Here is a 16,840-nt window from a genome sequence, read left to right as displayed (position 1 = left end):
TTCTGATACAATACTATCAAGCTCACAAAATGAAAGGGGATTCAACATGTTACACAATTCACGCAAATTGGCATGGCGCAAGAGCGCGCTGCTTATCGTGGCAGTGCTGCTAGTCATGACAATGGCGGCTTGCGGCGCGAAAGAAACGGAAGTAGCGACTTACAAGGGCGGCAACGTAACCGATAAGGAATTCAATAAGTATTTGGATGTATTCACGGTTATCCAGCCAACTTACGCGCAGCTCATTGAAATTCCGCAATTTAAGGAGCAGTTGCTCCAGCAGTATATTTCTTACAAAATTCTTGGTAGCCAGGCTTCCGATGAATCGGTTAAGACCGCTGAAACAGAAGTGGCTGAACAAATGAAGCAATTCAAGGAGCAGCTAAAAACGAATACGGAATTGAAAGCGGCTCTGGACGAGAAGAAATTGAAAAACAAAGATATGGAAAACTACCTGCTGCTTACCTCGAAGGTTGTGGCACATATGAATTCCCAAGTAACAGATGAGCAAATGAAGTCGGAATATGAAACGAATCTAGTCAATTACGCTACCGTTTCGGTGCGTCATATTCTAGTTGCAACAAAAACAACAGATCAAACGACGCAAGAGGAGAAAGAACTTCGTACAGCTGAAGAGGCTTTGGCACGTGCCAAAGAAGTGAAGCAGAAGCTTGACGCAGGCGGAGATTGGACTGCCCTTGCCAAAGAATATTCTGACGATCCAGGCTCTAAGGAAAAAGGCGGGCTTTATGAAGATCAGAAGAACGGCAATTGGGTAGAAGAGTTCAAGCAAGCTTCATTCAAACAAGAAATTGGCGTTGTGGGTGAGCCGGTTGAAACCGAGTTTGGCTACCATGTTATACTTGTTGAAAAACGCGATACGCCGGCATACGACAAAGTGACGGATGCGACTAAAGAAGAAGTAAAAAGTGCTGTCGCATACACGCTAATGAACAAATATATGACGGACGAGCTGCCTAAACAAGAGATTGTCAGCAAGCTGCCGAAAGCTGAAGAAGAAACACCAGCAAGCGACGCGCCTGCTGGTGACGATGCAGCGGCAACCGATGCTCCAGCTACGGATGCACCTACAGAAGCACCTGCAACGAAATAAGAAATATAAAGGCTTGTCAGACCCCTTAACCGTTCTATGGTTAAGGGGTCTTTTGCAAAAGTATGGAGGTAAGGAAGGATGGCAGGGTGAAAACAAATCATTATTTGCTCTGCAAGGCGACAAGTCTCGTGTGTAAAGCTGCCGATGCGTTTACTGTGCTTGATATATCAGCAAGTGTGTCAATTAACATGCAATTACGGAGCAGATAGATCTATTCGTCAACATGCTGATTCAGCGATCCGAGGAAAACAAAAAATAAAAGATGCAAAAAACTCACCTTGAGCTTAAAGCTAAAGGTGAGTTTTTAATTATATGTAAGCAAATGTGTCATAAAGGAAAGGGATTAAGCATAAATAAGTAGAATGTCATGCATATGTGTAAATATACCTAACTCAATATCAATAAATTTCCCCCTAATAGCCTATTATTGATTAAAAATCTATCCATTTAAAATTTTGGTGTAAAGTATATTGACATACATATTCTGGTCATTCTATAATGAATCCACGAACGTTAGAAAGTGTTTTATAGAGATTGTTCGGAAATAGAGACAAATATAAAGAATTGGGGAGTGGGAAAATGAAAAAGAGAATGTTTTATCAATTCAGCTTGTTGCTAGTCGCGGTGACGATCGTATTGGCAGGCTGCGGAGGCAATAACAACAAAACGGCATCTACGAATGGGGAGACAGATAAAGCAACAAACACAGCGAATTCGGGATCGAGCGCGGAGGGGGAAATTAAAGTAGGCATCTTGCACTCGCAGAGCGGCACGATGGCCATCAGTGAGGTTTCTGTCATTGACGCAGAAATGATGGCCATTGACGAGATTAATGCAGCCGGCGGTGTATTGGGCAAAAAAATCGTGCCCGTACTGGAAGATGGCGCTTCTGATTGGCCGACTTTTGCTGAGAAAGCACGCAAGCTGATTTCGGAGGATAAAGTGGCTGCGGTATTCGGAGGATGGACTTCGGCAAGCCGGAAAGCGATGAAGCCGGTATTCGAAGAGCTGAACGGACTGCTCTGGTATCCCGTGCAGTACGAAGGACTGGAATCATCCCCTAATATTTTTTACACAGGTGCTACGACTAACCAACAGATCGTTCCTTCGGTCTCTTGGCTGCTTGAGAACCGGGGCAAGAAGTTTTATCTGCTCGGTTCAGACTACGTGTTCCCTCGTACTGCGAACCTCGTCATTAAAGAACAATTGAAAGCGGAGGGCGGCGAGCTTGTGGGTGAGGAATACACGCCGCTCGGCCACACGGATTACAGTACGTTGATTAGCAAGATCAAAGAAGCGAAGCCGGATGTTGTATACAACACGCTTAATGGTGACAGCAACGTCGCTTTCTTCAAGCAATTAAAGGACGCGGGCATTACGGCTAAAGATTTGACGACCCTGTCCGTATCGGTTGCGGAGGAAGAAATTCGCGGTATCGGCGTCGATGTGCTGGAAGGTCACTTGGCAGCGTGGAACTACTATCAAACGACAGACACGCCGGCTAACAAGACGTTCGTGGATAATTACAAGAAGAAATACGGAGATGAGCGCGTAACTGCCGATCCGATTGAAGCCGGCTACACAGCGGTATACTTGTGGGCGGCAGCTGTTGAAAAAGCGGGCTCGATCGAAGTGGATAAAGTAAAGGAAGCTGCGAAAGAGCTGGAGTGGGATGCGCCAGAGGGTAAAGTGAAGATTGACGGGGCCACACAGCACATTTACAAAACGGTTCGCATTGGCGAAGTGCAGGCTGACGGTCAATTCAAGGAATTGTGGAATTCGGGCGAAGCGGTTAAGCCGGATCCATATCTGAAAGGCTACGATTGGGCGGCAAGCATTCAGCCGACAGAATAATTCATAAGTAAGCTATGGTCTAATACGCAGCAATACACGAGGGAGTATTCGGCTAACTTCGAATACTCCCTATCTTTTTTTCAAAGGTGAACGGCTACAGTGGTTTACGTTAGAGGGGGGTGGTCATATGGAAGTATTTCTGCTGCAGCTATTTAATGGTTTAAGCATCAGCTCCATTTTGTTGCTAGTTGCCTTAGGTCTAGCGATCACGTTTGGCCTAATGAAGGTTATCAATATGGCGCACGGTGAGTTGATTATGATCGGTGCCTACTCCACGTATCTGACCCAAAATCTTTTTCAAGATTATTTGCCCAAATCCATGTTTGATTGGTATTTCGTGCTAGCGGTGCCGGTCAGCTTTGTGATCGCTTTTATCTTTGGCCTTATTCTTGAAATGTCGCTCATCCGCTTTCTGTATGGCAGGCCTCTCGACAGCTTGCTGGCCACTTGGGGCGTTGGCCTTGTGCTTCAGCAGCTTGCGAGATCCATCTTCGGTGCACCCAACGTAGCGGTGACGAGCCCGGCGTGGCTGAATGGCGGCATGAAGATCATGGATGGCACGCTCTTGCCTTACAAGCGGATTTTTATTATTGCTCTCGTGATCGCTTGCTTAGTTGCCATGTACTTCTATATTTACCGCAGTCATGAGGGAAGAAGGATGCGCGCTGTTATGCAGAACCGTGACATGGCCTCTTGTCTGGGTGTATCGACACGGCGAGTCGATGCCATGACCTTTGCTATCGGGTCGGGTATTGCTGGTATTGCCGGCTGTGCGCTAACGCTGCTTGGTCCAATCGGACCTTCGCTCGGGACGTACTATATTGTCGATGCCTTTATGGTCGTTGTGCTTGGCGGTGTCGGCAAGCTTGTTGGAACTGTGCTTGGTGCGACGGGAATCGGCATGTTTAATACGCTATTTGAATATTGGACGAATGCGTCGCTTGGCAAAGTGCTCGTGTTTGTTTGCATCGTCGCTTTCCTGCAGTGGAAGCCGATGGGACTTGTTGCGATGCGCTCGCGGTCGCTGGATTAGGAAATGAAGGGGGGATGCTCATGCGTTTACAAATGCAAAAATTCACGCCACAGCGTATATGGATTTTGATCGCATACGCGGCAGCCGCTGCGGCGCTATTCTCTGCACCGCTTTTCGTTAGTGATTTCAGGCTTAACCTGCTTGCGAAATTTCTAGCCTTTGCCATCGTTGCATTGGGGCTTGATTTAATATGGGGCTTCACCGGTATCCTGAGCCTGGGCCACGGTATTTTCTTCGGTCTTGGCGCGTATGCCATGGCTATGTATCTGAAGCTTGCGGCAAGCGGAGGCAAGCCGCCCGATTTCATGGGGTGGAGCGGGCTTAAGGAGCTCCCATTATTCTGGCAGCCGTTCCAAAGCTTCTGGTTTGCTGTCGCTATGGGTATCGCCATACCGGCGCTCCTGGCGCTAGTGCTTGGCTATTTCACCTTCCGCAACCGAATTCGCGGCGTTTACTTCACGATACTGACGCAAGCGCTCGTTATTATTACGACAACCCTGCTCATCGGACAACAAGCATTCACGGGTGGGACGAATGGAATTACGGGGTACTCGACCGTGCTTGGCTATTCGATTGGATCTCCGGAAACGAAGCGCGTGCTGTATTACGTCACCGTTGCAGCTCTTATCGCTATATTTATCTTCTGCCGCTATGTCATTGGAAGCCGGTTCGGCAAGGTGCTTCGCGCCATTCGCGACGGGGAGAACAGAGTTCGATTCATCGGATACAACCCGGCGATTTATCAGATGGTCGTATTCACCATATCTGCAGGCATAGCGGGAGTAGCGGGCATGCTGTTTGTGCTCCATGTCGGCATTATTTCACCGTCCATGCTGGGAATCGTGCCTTCCATTGAAATGGTGCTATGGGTTGCGATCGGCGGGCGCGGAACGCTAGTTGGAGCAGCTCTCGGCGCCATTCTAATGAACTGGGCAAAAAGCGAATTCAGTACGGCATATCCGCAAGGCTGGCTTTTCTTCATGGGCTTGCTGTTCGTGGTAGTTGTCGTGTTTCTTCCGAAAGGCGTTGCCGGCTTGATCGGTCAAATAAAGTTTCGCAGAAAAAGGAGAGAGCCGAATCATGAAGGAGTCCGCAATCCTGCTGTGTGATGATGTTACGGTTGAGTTTGATGGGTTTAAGGCTGTTCAAGGGATGAACCTGAAGCTGGAGAAGGGGGAGCTTCGGTTTCTTATAGGGCCCAACGGTGCCGGGAAAACGACGATATTGGACGTGATCTGCGGCAAAGTAAGGCCAAGCGGCGGGCGGGTGACCTTTGGCAAGGTGGATATTACAAAAAAGAAGGAGCATCAAATCGCTGAGCTCGGCATTGGCCGTAAATTTCAGGCGCCTTCGATTTTTCCATCTATGACCGTTTCGGAAAATCTGGAAATTGCTATGCGCCAGAAGAGAACGGTGTTTGCTACGCTGTTTGCCAAAATGGCGGAGGAGGAGCGTTCGCGCATCGATGGACAGCTTGCGATGATTGGCTTGCAGAATAAGGCGGACTGGCGGGCGGGCGGCTTGTCGCATGGCGAGAAGCAGTGGCTGGAGATTGGCATGATGCTGCTTCAGGAGCCGGAAATTTTGCTGCTCGATGAGCCTGTGGCGGGGATGACGGACAAGGAAACGGATAAGACGGGGGAGCTGCTGCATGAGATTGCGCGCAAGCGTTCCATTGTTGTAGTGGAGCATGATATGGAATTCGTACGGAATTTCGCAAGCAAAGTCACGGTCATGCACGAAGGCAAATTGTTGAAAGAAGGCTCTATGGATGAAATTCAGCGGGATGACCGGGTAGCTGAAGTGTACTTGGGGAAAAGGCGGGATGCCGATGTTAGCCGTTCAACAGCTTGAAGCCGGATATGGCGAAAGTGTAATTTTGCGCGATGTGTCTTTGAAGGTGGAACGTGGGCAGGTTGTCTGTCTGCTTGGGCGCAACGGCGTTGGCAAGACGACGCTTATGAAAAGCATTATGGGTTTGTTGAAAGCACGGGAAGGCTCAGTATCCTATAATGCTAAGGACTTAACGAAGAAAGCGCCGGGGCTGAGGGCCAAAAGCGGAATCGGCTACGTGCCGCAGGGACGCGAGATATTTGCGCAGCTGTCTGTTTACGAAAACCTGCTGCTTGGCTTGGAGGCTTCGCGAGTTAAAGCGAAGACAGTGCCGGAAGAGGCAATAGCTAAATTCCCGGTACTGCCGACCATGTACGAGCGCCGGGGCGGCGATCTGAGTGGCGGGCAGCAGCAACAGCTGGCATTCGCAAGAGCGCTTGCCGCAAGGCCGGAGGTGCTGCTGCTTGATGAACCGTGCGAGGGTATTCAGCCCTCCATTGTGGATGATATTCGTGATGTCATCCGTTCGATTAAAGCCGATGGCCAAACAGCTGTGCTGCTAGTTGAGCAAAGCCTTGATTTCGTGAAGAGTGTAGGCGATTATTTCTACGTGCTGGAGAAGGGCGCCATTGCGTGGGAGGGTGGCCTAGAATCATTGGATGATGAGGTCATTCGTAAATATTTGACTGTATAGAGTATAGAGAAATGAACCGGTTCCTCACCAATAGCGAAAGAAGCGCATCAGCCGAAAGGGCGGATGCGCTTCTTTTATTGTGAATATTTCTCGATGGCGGCTTGATAAACCGCCTTGGGACGCAGTCCGACTAATTTATCCATCGGCATCCCATCCTTATAGACGATAACCGTAGGCATCCCCAGCACACCTGCCGCTGATGCGGAAGCGGGCAAATTCTCGCAGTCGACCTTTACAATATCAATTCTTCCATTCAGATCTTGATCCAGCTCTTCCAGAATTCCGAACAGAGTCTTGCAGGGAGGGCACCATGGCGCTCCGTAGTCCACAAGGACGACACCGCTGCTTACAATGGATTCAAGCATGTGGTCCGATTCTGCATTTCTAATGGTCATCTAAATCCTCCTCATTCTTATTAGCCTGATCTCCCTGCTGAATCGAGGTTATTCGATCAACTAAATTGGCTTTGATTTGCGTCAACTGTGCGAGCTGTCGCTCGATTTCAGCAAGCTTTTGCTCATAAACGGGCATGATCTCGGCACAGAATGCTTCTTTGTTTTTTAATACGCAGGTAAGGAAGCTGGAAATTTGCTCTGTTGTTAGACCGAGATTCAAATAAAGCTTAATGGTTGCGACCGTGTCCTCCGCAAGCGGGGAGTAGTCACGGTAGCCGTTAGGCAAACGGATAGAAGTGATCAGCCCTTGCTTCTCGTAATGGCGCAAGGATCTTACGCTTACGTCTGTTAAGTGTGATAACTCACCGATTCTCATGGCGGGGCCCCCGAATGTGTGAAATGGTTTAGATACAGTATAAACGTTGACATTAGTGTCAGGGTCAACTGTTTTTTAGAGTAATCGCCAAATGAAATAGGTTTTTTAACAATTGCTTATTTTTGTAAAAAGTGATATCATATTTATATCAAAACAATATGAGATTAACCAAAGGGGCGGGGTTAAATGAATGAAAAGAAGGCCTGGTATGTTAGTGGATATTTAGCTCTTTTATTGTCGGTCGTGGCAATAGCGGGTGGTGCATATTTAATCATTTATGAGGCTTCCAAGGATATTGTATCGCCGTTGTTCATTGTTGTCGGCATCCTGCTGCTTCTTCTTGCTGCTATCTGCCTATCGTCGCTTATGATCGTACAGCCGAATGAGGCGAAGGTTGTGACATTCTTCGGTACGTACATGGGCTCGGTGCTGGAAAGTGGCTTGTGGATGGTGCTTCCGCTTACGAGCAAAACGAATATTTCGTTGAAGGTACGCAATTTCAACAGCCAGACGCTTAAAGTAAATGACGCGGAAGGTAATCCTGTCGAGATTGGCGCGGTTGTTGTGTTTAAAGTAATGGATACGGCAAGGGCGAGCTATGACGTGGACAATTATGAGCGGTTTGTCGAAATTCAAAGCGAGACGGCCGTTCGGCATATTGCGGCGCAATATCCGTATGATGTATTCTCCGAAGATGCGGCTGTGTCGCTAAGAGGGAATGCGGATGAAGTGGCGGCGGAGCTTAACCGTGAATTGCAAATCCGCCTGTCGGTAGCAGGGGTAAAGGTGCTTGAAACTCGTCTCACTCATTTGGCATATGCACAGGAGATTGCAAGTGCAATGCTTCAGAGGCAGCAGGCTATTGCGATCGTATCGGCGCGTTCGAAGATCGTTGAGGGTGCTGTAGGTATGGTAGATATGGCCCTTCGCCAGCTTGAGGAGAATGGCATTAAGCTGGATGATGAACGCAGAGCCGCGATGGTGAACAATCTTATGGTGGCGATCGTGTCCGATCGTGCCGCGACTCCGGTTATTAATACAGGAACGCTGTACGGCTAGAGGCCAATCCTATGGCAAAAGAAAAGAAAGCATTTCCGCTTCGATTGGATCCGGATCTTCACCGTGCGCTTGAGCAGTGGGCTGCAGATGAATTCCGGAGCGTCAATGGGCACATTGAATTTTTGCTAAGAGAAGCGCTGGGCAAAGCGGGCAGGCTGAAGCGGCCGGTCAAAGAGGAAGAATGAATGAAACAGCTTGTTATGGCAGGAAGAGCGGTTATTGGGACTGATCCCGATAACCGCTTTTTGAACGAAAAAAGGGTTTGTTTCATCTCATGTGTAATAAAACCTAACATGTGAATTGACAATTCCGTATGTTTCGCTCTATACTACGAATTAACGTTAGGTTTTATCACAATTAAATAAAGGCTTTCACGGGTGAATTTGTGTGAGAGCGATAAGTTGTCTAGGGTTCCGTTTAAGCCATTTGCATCGCCCCGTTAGGAGTGAAGTGGTTTAAGTTCTGGTCCGAGAGACGGCGTACAGTGATGGAAGCCCGATAGGCTTCCGGCTGTATAACACGGAAGGATAAAAGCCTGGGAGACTACTCCCGGGCTTTTCATTATTTTCAAATCATGATAGAGGGAGTGATCCTATGCTGGCTGCGCCATCGATGAGCGGAACGATTGAAATTAAAGGATTGCAGAAGGTATACGAGTCGAAAAAAAGCCGGTTTGAAGCGCTGCGAGATATTGATCTTACGATTGGTGAAAACGAGTTCCTAACCATAGTTGGTCCGTCCGGCTGCGGGAAATCAACCCTGCTCCGCATGGTTGCCGGCCTTGATGAGCCAAGCGGCGGGTCACTTCAGGTAGACGGTGAGGAAATTATCGGACCAGGCGCCGACCGCGGCATGGTATTTCAAGGCTATACGCTGTTCCCTTGGCTGACCGTACGCGAGAATATCGAATATGGGCTGAAGCTTAAAGGGGTATGCATTCTGGAGCGGCGTAAAATTTCGAATTATTTCCTGAAGGTGATTCGGTTGGAATCCTTCGACAAGGCCTATCCCAAGCAGTTGTCAGGCGGTATGAAGCAGCGGGTAGCGATCGCGCGCGCGTTAGCTAATCGGCCTAGGGTGCTGCTGATGGATGAACCTTTCGGCGCGCTCGATGCGCAGACCAAGCTGGAGATGCAGGAGATGCTGCTTGAGGTGTGGGAGAAAGAGAAGACGACTGTATTATTCATTACACATGATATTGACGAAGCTATATTCTTATCGCAGCGAATCGTAGTGATGGGCGCGGGCCCTGGGCGTATTTTGAAAGAATTCCGTGTAGAACTGCCAGAAGGCCGCACGCCGGAAGTGCGCGAGCATCCCGATTTTCTTGCTTTGAAGCGGGAGCTGGGGCAATTGTTGAAGCATTAAGCTCATCCTTTTCATTCAACTATTCAGCGATTCATAATAGGAGGCGTGAAAATGAAGAAAACGACTGAAACAGGGCAAGATCGACGTGTTCGAAACGATCAAAAAGAGCTGTCATCTCCTTCGCCCCAAGCTCGACCGCGCCTTCTTAAGGTGCTGGGCATTATTGTTATCGCCATGTTCTTCAGGCATCCTGCAGCTCTCTCCGGAGCGGCAGGATGTTTTTTGTTTAACGGGGCGAAGCGCTGACTCGGATTCTGCCGCAAAATGACTTCTGCATGCAAGCAAAAGGGAGAAATGGGGAATGCTGAAAAAGGATAATAAGGAAGCGGGAGCACGCAGGCCGATGAGTAGGTTGGCCGCCTTTTCGAAAAGAGATGGAACGTTTGGCTAGAACTGTAATCCGTGCATAAGAATTTGGGAGCGGATGAATACTATGGTCAGATTCAAAATCTTTTGAAGGATGTTTCTTCTTCGTTATAAACAAGCAGCAAGTGTCCAGTCGATTCAAAATCCTCTAGGAAAGCGGGGCAACAAGAAATGAAAGCAACTGGAATTGTACGTCGCATCGATGATCTCGGGCGTGTGGTGATTCCGAAGGAGATCCGCCGTACACTGCGTATTCGCGAGGGTGACCCTCTGGAAATATTTGTAGACCGTGATGGCGAAGTTATTCTGAAAAAATATTCTCCTATCGGCGAGCTAGGCGATTTCGCAAAGGAATACGCAGAATCGTTATTCGAGGGCACCAACCACATTACATTGATCACGGACCGGGATACCATAATCGCTGTTGCAGGAGCTTCAAAGAAAGAGCTGCTGGATAAGCAGGTAGGCGCTGTGCTGGAGAGCTGCATGGAGAACCGCAAGACGCTGGCAGAGCCGAATGGCGGAGCCTTTGAGATTGTGAAGGATACGCAGGAAACGTACACCTCTTTCGTGATTGCGCCCATTATCGCGGGTGGCGACCCGATAGGGACGGTTGTGCTGCTTAGCAAGGACGAGTCAGTCAAGATGGCGAATATGGAAACAAAAATGGCAGAAACGGCTGCTGGCTTTTTGGCCAAGCAGATGGAACAGTAGGTCACCTTGTTAGCTGCTAAAAAGGGAAGTAAACTGCAAAAAAACGGAAAATGACAGCTTCTTTGATCGAAAGAAATTTCGATTGGGGAAGCTTTTTCAACGTTTGCCATTGTGAGGTATAATAGTTACCAATATCAATGGCAGAACAGCAGGAGTGTGGGGAATGAAACGCAGGCTGGGGAAATCAGGACGAGCGACGGGATCGTCCGAGCCTGCAAGCAGGCAAAATGCCGATGAAGAAAAGCAGGCGGCTTTGGCGGAAGAATTCATAACGCCTGCCACGCTCGAAGAGTCCGCGGCAGGGAAGGAGACAGGCGGGCTGTCTGGCTCGCTTGCCGAAGGGCGTGTGGAAACGACTCGCGGTTCGAAGGGACTTCTTGCCAGCGGTGTTGTGCTTATGGCAGGAGCAGCGCTGTTGTCCAAGCTTATTGGCGTTTTTCAGAAAATTCCGCTGCAAAATTTGGCTGGAGACCGGGTATTCGGCATTTATAACGCGGTTTACCCCTTCTACCAGCTGGCGGCTGTTCTTGCGACGGCAGGTTTGCCTACGGCTGTATCGCTGCTGATCGCGGAACGTCTTCGCAAGGGCAACGATCCGGAGGGAGTTAGGCGGACGCTTTACGCTGCGCTTCTGCTGCTTGGCGTCACGGGAATTGTCGCATTTGGCTTGATGTGGTCGGGAGCGGAGACGACAGCTGGCTGGATTGGCGATTCGGAGACGGCGGGCGCTATACGCTCCGTATCCTTTGCGCTGTTGCTGTCCCCGTTTGTCGCCGCGCTTAGAGGCTACGCGCAGGGGCTGGGCAGAATGGGCTTGTCGGCTGCTTCGCAGGTCGTGGAGCAAATGATCCGCGTAGGCATCATGCTGCTAGTGCTGGCTCTCAGTTGGTCAGCCGGCTGGGAGGAGTCGACGGTAGCGGCCGGTGTAATGAGCGGTTCGGCATTTGGGGCATGCGCCGCTCTTTTCGTGCTAGTATTCCAATCATGGCGCGCCCGCAGGCGGGAGCGGCTCTCGCCGCAGGCTGGCTTGCTTCGCGCGGAAATGAAGAAGCTTGCCATGATTGCGCTGCCAGTCGCTCTCGGAGCGGCTGTCGTTCCTGTTCTTGGTGTCGTGGACGCCTTTATGGTTCCCCGCTTGCTGCAGGAAGGGGGGGCGACGGAGGCGGAATCTATGTCGTTGTTTGGCATATACAGCCGGGCTCAGCCGCTTGTGCAGCTCGTTGTGATGGTTGCGGGAGCGGCTGCGGCCGCGCTTGTTCCGGGGCTTGTGCTCGCTAGAATGCGCGGGGCTTACAGCCAGCTTCGGGTTCAGCTGTCGTTCACGGAGCGCGCGGCATGGGCTATTGGGGCTGCTGCAGCTCTTGGGCTCGTCATGTTGGCGGAACCGCTGAACATCATGCTGTACCAGGATTCCGCAGGCACGCTTTCGTTCGCGCTTGTAGGCTGCACGGCCTTAGCCGGCAGTGTCAATGCCATTACGGCGCCTGTCCTTCAAGGGCTGGGAGCGGTTCGCGTTCCCGCCGTGCTGCTGCTCGTTGCGGCGCTGCTCAAAGGCGTGTTCAATGCCGTGCTTGTTCCCCTCTACGGCATTGAGGGGGCGGCTTCCGCAGGCATTGCCGCATTAACGGCAGCCGCGCTGCTTGGCACGCTGGCGGTCCGCTTTAAGGCAGCCGAAGCGGGCGCTTCGCTCGCCGGCAGCTGGGGCGCGCGGCGCGGCGCCCGAGAAGGGCGGAGGCCGCTGCTCGGCAGCGCGGCCGCAGGCACGGCCCTTGCGCTCGCGGTCATGGCCGCGGCGCTTGCTGTCGCCGAGCGAGCGCTTGGCGCCGCGCTTGGCGCCGCGCTTGGCGGGCTGCCGCCTAGGGCGGCAGCAGCTGCGCTTGCGCTGACGTGCGTAGCCGTCGGCGCTTGCGCCTTTGGCGCCGCGGCTCTGCGCGGCGGCGCTGTAAGCGCGCGCGAATTGCGCGCGTTGCCGGGCGGCGGCGTGCTTGCCGCGCGGCTGCAGCGCTGGCGGCTTATGCCGCGGGCGCGGGAAGAGGAGTGACGTCGCGACAAGCGGGCCGCGAGTGCCATTCATTTGCGATAATGAACGCAAGTTTTATTAATTTTTCATCATGATATTGAAGTTTTCGCTAATATGGTCCATTATTACTTTTTGGAGAAAAATATAGCCTATCTTTCGGAAATGTGCCGCCAGCTTGGCATGCGTGGGGCATGGCTCTACTCTACATAAGCATGCAGCATCTTTAAGGATTGCGGCCGGCTTGCCCGCAACAAGCAGCCCTAACGCGATCGAAACCATAAAATAGATCAATCCAAAAGGAGGCTGTCGAAGGATGGCAAGTGCACAGCTTACGGTTGTCGGACTTGGTTCAGGCGACCCGGATCAATTGACGCTTGGCGTTTGGCGCAGATTGCTTGCTGCGGAGCGTGTTTTCGTACGCACGGAGCAGCATCCCGCCATGTCTTTGCTCCAAGAGAATGATATTTCGTATACGTCGTTTGACTCGCTTTACGAGCAGCATGATTCTTTTCCGGACGTGTACAAGGCTATCGCAGAGAGGCTGATTACGGAAGCCAAAAGCAGCGAAGAAGGCATTATTTACGGCGTGCCAGGCCACCCCATGGTTGCCGAACGGACGGTTCAGCTGCTCCGCGAGCAATGCCCTGCTGCCGGCATCGAGCTGCGGATTATCGGCGGCGAGAGCTTCCTTGACCAAGCATTTGTCAGCCTTGGCATGGATCCTATCGAAGGCTTCGCGCTGCTTGATGCGGCTGAGCTTCAGCCCTCGCTTCTTCGGCCGCAGCTTCACACGCTGATCGGCCAGGTGTATGATACGTACACGGCATCGGATGTAAAGCTTGCACTGATGGAGCGATATCCAGATGATTACGAAGTCGTCGTCGGACATGCTTTGGGCGTGCCTGCCGAGCAGCAAATTGTTCGCGTGCCGCTATATGAGCTTGATCGCACGCCGGGCTACGGCAATCTGTCTCTGATTTGGGTACCGCGCTCAGAGGACGCGTCGCTGCGCAATCGTTCTTTTGAGCGGCTGCATGAGATCGTGTCTATTCTGCGCAGTCCGGAAGGCTGTCCGTGGGATATGGAGCAGACGCATCAATCTATTCGCAAAAATTTCATCGAAGAGCTGTACGAAGCGCTTGAAGCCATCGACAATGATGACCCGGACGGCATGCAGGAGGAATTCGGCGATGTTATTCTCCAAGTGATGCTTCACAGCCAGATGGAAGAAGAGACGGGCGCATTTTCTGTCTATGATGTGATACAATCACTTAACGAGAAGCTTATTTTCCGCCATCCGCATGTTTTTGGAGAGCAAGGGGCCAGTAATTCGCAAGAAGCGCTGGCGAACTGGGAACAAATGAAGGCCGAGGAGAAACGCCTGAAAGGAACCGATGCGAACCGCAAATCGGTACTCGACGGTATCCCGCCTGACTTGCCTTCTTTGATGAAAGCCTATAAGCTTCAGAAGAAAGCAGCCAAGGTAGGCTTCGATTGGGATGAGATTGGTCCTGTTCTCGGGAAGATTGAAGAGGAGCTTGCCGAGCTTCGCGAAGCGATAGCATCACAGACAGAAGAAGAGCAGGCCTCGGAGCTTGGCGACTTGCTGTTTGCGGTTGTCAACGCCTCGCGCTTCATTCATGCCGATCCCGAAGAGGCGCTTGCGCGTACGAACAAAAAATTCCGCAGCAGATTTGCGTATATTGAGGAGCAGCTTCGTATAAGCGGCAAGCATTTTGACCAGACTGATTTAACAGAAATGGATCGCTTATGGGAAGAGGCAAAGCGCCAATCATCGTTTTGATTTCTCATGAATCGCCTTTTTTCGGCACCATTCGCAAAAAAATTTCAAGCAGCGGCAGGATTTATTTGCAGGTAGGCAGAATAAGTATTCTTCGTGAGAGTAAAAATTGGAAGCAACGGCGGCGCCACAAGCGTCGACCACAAATAATGGTAAACAATTAGGAGGATTTTATAATGAACAAAACAGACTTGATCAACAACATTGCAGAAAAAAGCGGTTTGACTAAACGTGACGTTGAAGCAGTACTTAACGGCTTCTTGGGCGAAGTAACCGATGCACTTGCAGGCGGAGACAAAGTACAATTGATCGGCTTCGGTACTTTCGAAACTCGCAAACGTGCTGGACGCACTGGCCGCAACCCGCAAACAGGCGCTCCAATCGAAATTTCGGAAGCAAAAGTTCCTGCATTCAAAGCAGGCAACAAGTTGAAAGAAGCTATTCAATAATCTATGCGATTAGATAAATTTCTTAAGGTATCCCGGCTGATCAAACGCCGTACCGTTGCAAAGGATGTTTCCGAGCAAGGACGCGTATGGATCAACGGCCGCGAAGCGAAAGCGAGCAGTGCCGTGAAAGCAGGGGATGAGCTCCAAATCCAATACGGCCAGAAAATCGTCACCGTGCGTATCGAACGCACAGCGGAGACGACCCGTAAGGATGAAGCCGGAGAGCTGTATACCTTGGTGAAAGAAGAGCAACGCCAGCGCGAGAACACGCTCGACTGGGAGAAACCGCAATAACATCGAGGCTGCCTACAAGCATAATACTTGTAGGCAGCCTTTTTTTTGAAATATAGGAAAATATATTATTTTGCCGGCTTTCTCTATATTTCTACGCGAAACGTAAGCTTAGCCACCAGAGGACGGCTTCAGCCGTTTACGCTTGAACGTAGAACTTATTTTCTAGTTATCTTCTTTTTTGCGTTTCAATCGTTTCGATTCGGTTTACTTATTCGGAGGACTTTTTCATGAAGGCTTTGCAGCTCCCCATTCCTGAGTATCGGCGGAAGGGTTTTTCTTTGATCGGCCATGCCATTTCATTGTTTTTCAAAAATGCGCTGCCTCTATTGTTAATCGATAGTCTTCCTGCAAGTGAAGACAAAGAGAGACGATCAGCCGGATGATGCTATCATTCAAGAGAGCTAAGTTCTAATTCCCGTCACCGCCCCATAAGCTAGTCTTAACATATAAGGCAGGTTAAGCTTTGTGCTTGCCCCTCTCTTATATTCAACGCAAACCGCATGCCGCGCCGTTTCAGGCCTGCTGGCAGCCGTTTGCGCCTAGACATGTTAAGGAAGCGGAGGACGAGTCTATGGTTGACCAAGGCAAGGGGCAGAAGCGTCAGGAAGTCAAAATGCTTAATCGAAAACTGCTGGAGCTAACGGGCGTCGTGAACGTAGAGAGCTTCGACAGCGAAGAGTTTTTACTTGAGACAGAGCTTGGCTTCCTGGCGGTAAAGGGCCAAAATTTGCATATGAAGCATCTCAGCCTCGAACAGGGAATGGTAGCAATTGAGGGGCTTGTCCATTCGCTCGCCTATATGGATGGCAGCAATGCCTCATCCAAATCCAAGGGATTGTTCGGGAAGCTATTTAAGTGACGCTTAGTATGCAGTGGTTGACGATGGCTGTCATGCTGCTGTCGGGTCTTGGCATGGGAACGGTATTCGACGGCTATCGGGTCGTAACGAATGAGCTGCGGTTCCCGCGTTGGTGGCTCCCGGTGCTTGACGTCATCTATTGGATTGCAGCGGGGCTAATTGTCTTTCGGGTATTGTACGCCAGCAACAATGGCGAGGTGCGGGCGTACGTTTTTATCGGACTGGCTATTGGCATCGTCATCTATTATTTTCTGCTTAGCAGACTCGTCATTGCAATCGTGAAATGGATGATTGGAGCGGTGAGAAAGCTAATCGGATTTATTCTCAAATGTTTGGATATTCTTGTCGTAAAGCCTTTGCTGCTGCTCTACAAAGTGCTGATGGTTATTTTTGCGTTTGGGTCTGCGCTCACTATTTTCATCTTGAAAATTGTGATACAATTAGTCCGTCCATTTTGGAAATTGTTTGTTTGGATGGCAGGACCAGCCACAAGGCCGCTTGGCCGCTGGCTGTCGCGCTATGCATCCAAATGGCAGCTGAGCGAGAAGGCCAGCAGAATGGGACAACAAATCGCTCGATTGTGGAGCAAATGGTTTAGGAGGTAACACCGC

20 protein-coding genes and 1 riboswitch are annotated in these 16,840 nt (G+C 50.5%); of the genes, 18 read left to right on the top strand and 2 right to left on the bottom strand.

The annotated features are described in order from the left end of the window. Positions 1-46: 46 nt before the first annotated feature. From AB4Z29_RS28500 to urtE, 6 genes are all read left to right on the top strand, one after another. Positions 47-1,114: a foldase protein PrsA gene (locus AB4Z29_RS28500; protein ID WP_441946346.1), complete on the top strand. Its 1,068-nt coding sequence runs from the start codon at positions 47-49 to the stop codon at positions 1,112-1,114. A gap of 579 nt (positions 1,115-1,693) precedes the next feature. Then, the gene (urtA, locus tag AB4Z29_RS28495; RefSeq protein WP_441946345.1) at positions 1,694-2,968 is read left to right on the top strand and encodes an urea ABC transporter substrate-binding protein; all 1,275 of its coding nucleotides are present in this window, start codon (positions 1,694-1,696) and stop codon (positions 2,966-2,968) included. Positions 2,969-3,095: 127 nt separating this feature from the next. Then, positions 3,096-4,001, top strand: a complete 906-nt coding sequence (gene urtB / locus AB4Z29_RS28490; protein ID WP_441946344.1) for an urea ABC transporter permease subunit UrtB — start codon at positions 3,096-3,098, stop codon at positions 3,999-4,001. A gap of 20 nt (positions 4,002-4,021) precedes the next feature. Further along, positions 4,022-5,110 carry an urea ABC transporter permease subunit UrtC gene (gene urtC, locus AB4Z29_RS28485; protein WP_441946343.1) on the top strand — a complete coding sequence of 363 codons (1,089 nt, stop codon included), beginning with the start codon at positions 4,022-4,024 and terminating at the stop codon, positions 5,108-5,110. Further along, positions 5,082-5,855, top strand: coding sequence for an urea ABC transporter ATP-binding protein UrtD (gene urtD / locus AB4Z29_RS28480; RefSeq protein WP_441946342.1), 774 nt, complete (start codon positions 5,082-5,084; stop codon positions 5,853-5,855). Before urtC ends, urtD begins: the two co-directional genes overlap by 29 nt. Continuing rightward, the gene (gene urtE, locus AB4Z29_RS28475; RefSeq protein WP_441946341.1) at positions 5,833-6,528 is read left to right on the top strand and encodes an urea ABC transporter ATP-binding subunit UrtE; all 696 of its coding nucleotides are present in this window, start codon (positions 5,833-5,835) and stop codon (positions 6,526-6,528) included. Before urtD ends, urtE begins: the two co-directional genes overlap by 23 nt. 74 nt (positions 6,529-6,602) lie before the next feature. On the opposite strand, the gene AB4Z29_RS28470 is transcribed toward urtE, so the two are convergent. Together AB4Z29_RS28470 and AB4Z29_RS28465 are read right to left on the bottom strand one after the other, a co-directional pair. Continuing rightward, a complete protein-coding gene (locus tag AB4Z29_RS28470) occupies positions 6,603-6,923 on the bottom strand; it encodes a thioredoxin family protein (RefSeq protein WP_441946340.1) in 321 nt (106 codons plus the stop codon). Then, a complete protein-coding gene (locus AB4Z29_RS28465; RefSeq protein ID WP_441946339.1) occupies positions 6,913-7,299 on the bottom strand; it encodes a MerR family transcriptional regulator in 387 nt (128 codons plus the stop codon). The genes AB4Z29_RS28470 and AB4Z29_RS28465 overlap by 11 nt, the downstream gene beginning before the upstream one ends. A gap of 186 nt (positions 7,300-7,485) precedes the next feature. On the opposite strand from AB4Z29_RS28465, the gene AB4Z29_RS28460 reads away from it, so the two are divergent. From AB4Z29_RS28460 to yabQ, 12 genes are all read left to right on the top strand, one after another. Beyond that, the gene (locus AB4Z29_RS28460) at positions 7,486-8,358 is read left to right on the top strand and encodes an SPFH domain-containing protein (protein ID WP_441946338.1); all 873 of its coding nucleotides are present in this window, start codon (positions 7,486-7,488) and stop codon (positions 8,356-8,358) included. Positions 8,359-8,369: 11 nt separating this feature from the next. Then, positions 8,370-8,543, top strand: a complete 174-nt coding sequence (locus AB4Z29_RS28455; RefSeq protein WP_441946337.1) for a toxin-antitoxin system HicB family antitoxin — start codon at positions 8,370-8,372, stop codon at positions 8,541-8,543. Positions 8,544-8,752: 209 nt separating this feature from the next. Continuing rightward, positions 8,753-8,902, top strand: a riboswitch (guanidine-I (ykkC/yxkD leader). A gap of 50 nt (positions 8,903-8,952) precedes the next feature. Then, entirely contained in the window at positions 8,953-9,726 is a 774-nt protein-coding gene (locus AB4Z29_RS28450) for an ABC transporter ATP-binding protein (protein WP_441946336.1), read from the top strand. A gap of 51 nt (positions 9,727-9,777) precedes the next feature. Then, positions 9,778-9,972, top strand: a complete 195-nt coding sequence (locus tag AB4Z29_RS28445; RefSeq protein WP_441946335.1) for a hypothetical protein — start codon at positions 9,778-9,780, stop codon at positions 9,970-9,972. A 291-nt stretch (positions 9,973-10,263) separates the two neighbouring features. Then, a complete protein-coding gene (gene spoVT / locus AB4Z29_RS28440; RefSeq protein WP_183571260.1) occupies positions 10,264-10,806 on the top strand; it encodes a stage V sporulation protein T in 543 nt (180 codons plus the stop codon). Between the two features lie 163 nt (positions 10,807-10,969). Beyond that, positions 10,970-12,847 carry a polysaccharide biosynthesis protein gene (locus tag AB4Z29_RS28435; RefSeq protein ID WP_441946334.1) on the top strand — a complete coding sequence of 626 codons (1,878 nt, stop codon included), beginning with the start codon at positions 10,970-10,972 and terminating at the stop codon, positions 12,845-12,847. Between the two features lie 292 nt (positions 12,848-13,139). After that, on the top strand, positions 13,140-14,630 hold the full coding sequence (mazG, locus tag AB4Z29_RS28430; protein ID WP_441946333.1) for a nucleoside triphosphate pyrophosphohydrolase: 1,491 nt from the start codon (positions 13,140-13,142) through the stop codon (positions 14,628-14,630). A gap of 173 nt (positions 14,631-14,803) precedes the next feature. Next, positions 14,804-15,076: an HU family DNA-binding protein gene (locus AB4Z29_RS28425; protein ID WP_053373361.1), complete on the top strand. Its 273-nt coding sequence runs from the start codon at positions 14,804-14,806 to the stop codon at positions 15,074-15,076. A 3-nt stretch (positions 15,077-15,079) separates the two neighbouring features. Beyond that, entirely contained in the window at positions 15,080-15,370 is a 291-nt protein-coding gene (locus tag AB4Z29_RS28420; RefSeq protein WP_183571266.1) for an RNA-binding S4 domain-containing protein, read from the top strand. Between the two features lie 227 nt (positions 15,371-15,597). Next, entirely contained in the window at positions 15,598-15,753 is a 156-nt protein-coding gene (locus AB4Z29_RS28415) for a hypothetical protein (protein ID WP_441946331.1), read from the top strand. 188 nt (positions 15,754-15,941) lie between these two features. After that, positions 15,942-16,229, top strand: a complete 288-nt coding sequence (gene yabP / locus AB4Z29_RS28410; protein ID WP_183571270.1) for a sporulation protein YabP — start codon at positions 15,942-15,944, stop codon at positions 16,227-16,229. Continuing rightward, entirely contained in the window at positions 16,226-16,834 is a 609-nt protein-coding gene (gene yabQ, locus AB4Z29_RS28405; RefSeq protein WP_441946330.1) for a spore cortex biosynthesis protein YabQ, read from the top strand. Before yabP ends, yabQ begins: the two co-directional genes overlap by 4 nt. Positions 16,835-16,840 lie beyond the last annotated feature (6 nt).

Origin of the sequence: Paenibacillus sp. 2TAB23 (assembly GCF_052115165.1) — a bacterium.
In the GTDB taxonomy this organism is placed as follows: Bacteria; Bacillota; Bacilli; order Paenibacillales; family Paenibacillaceae; genus Pristimantibacillus.
The sequence above is the reverse complement of the archived record's forward strand: the minus strand, read 5'-3'. Positions and strand labels throughout refer to the sequence as shown.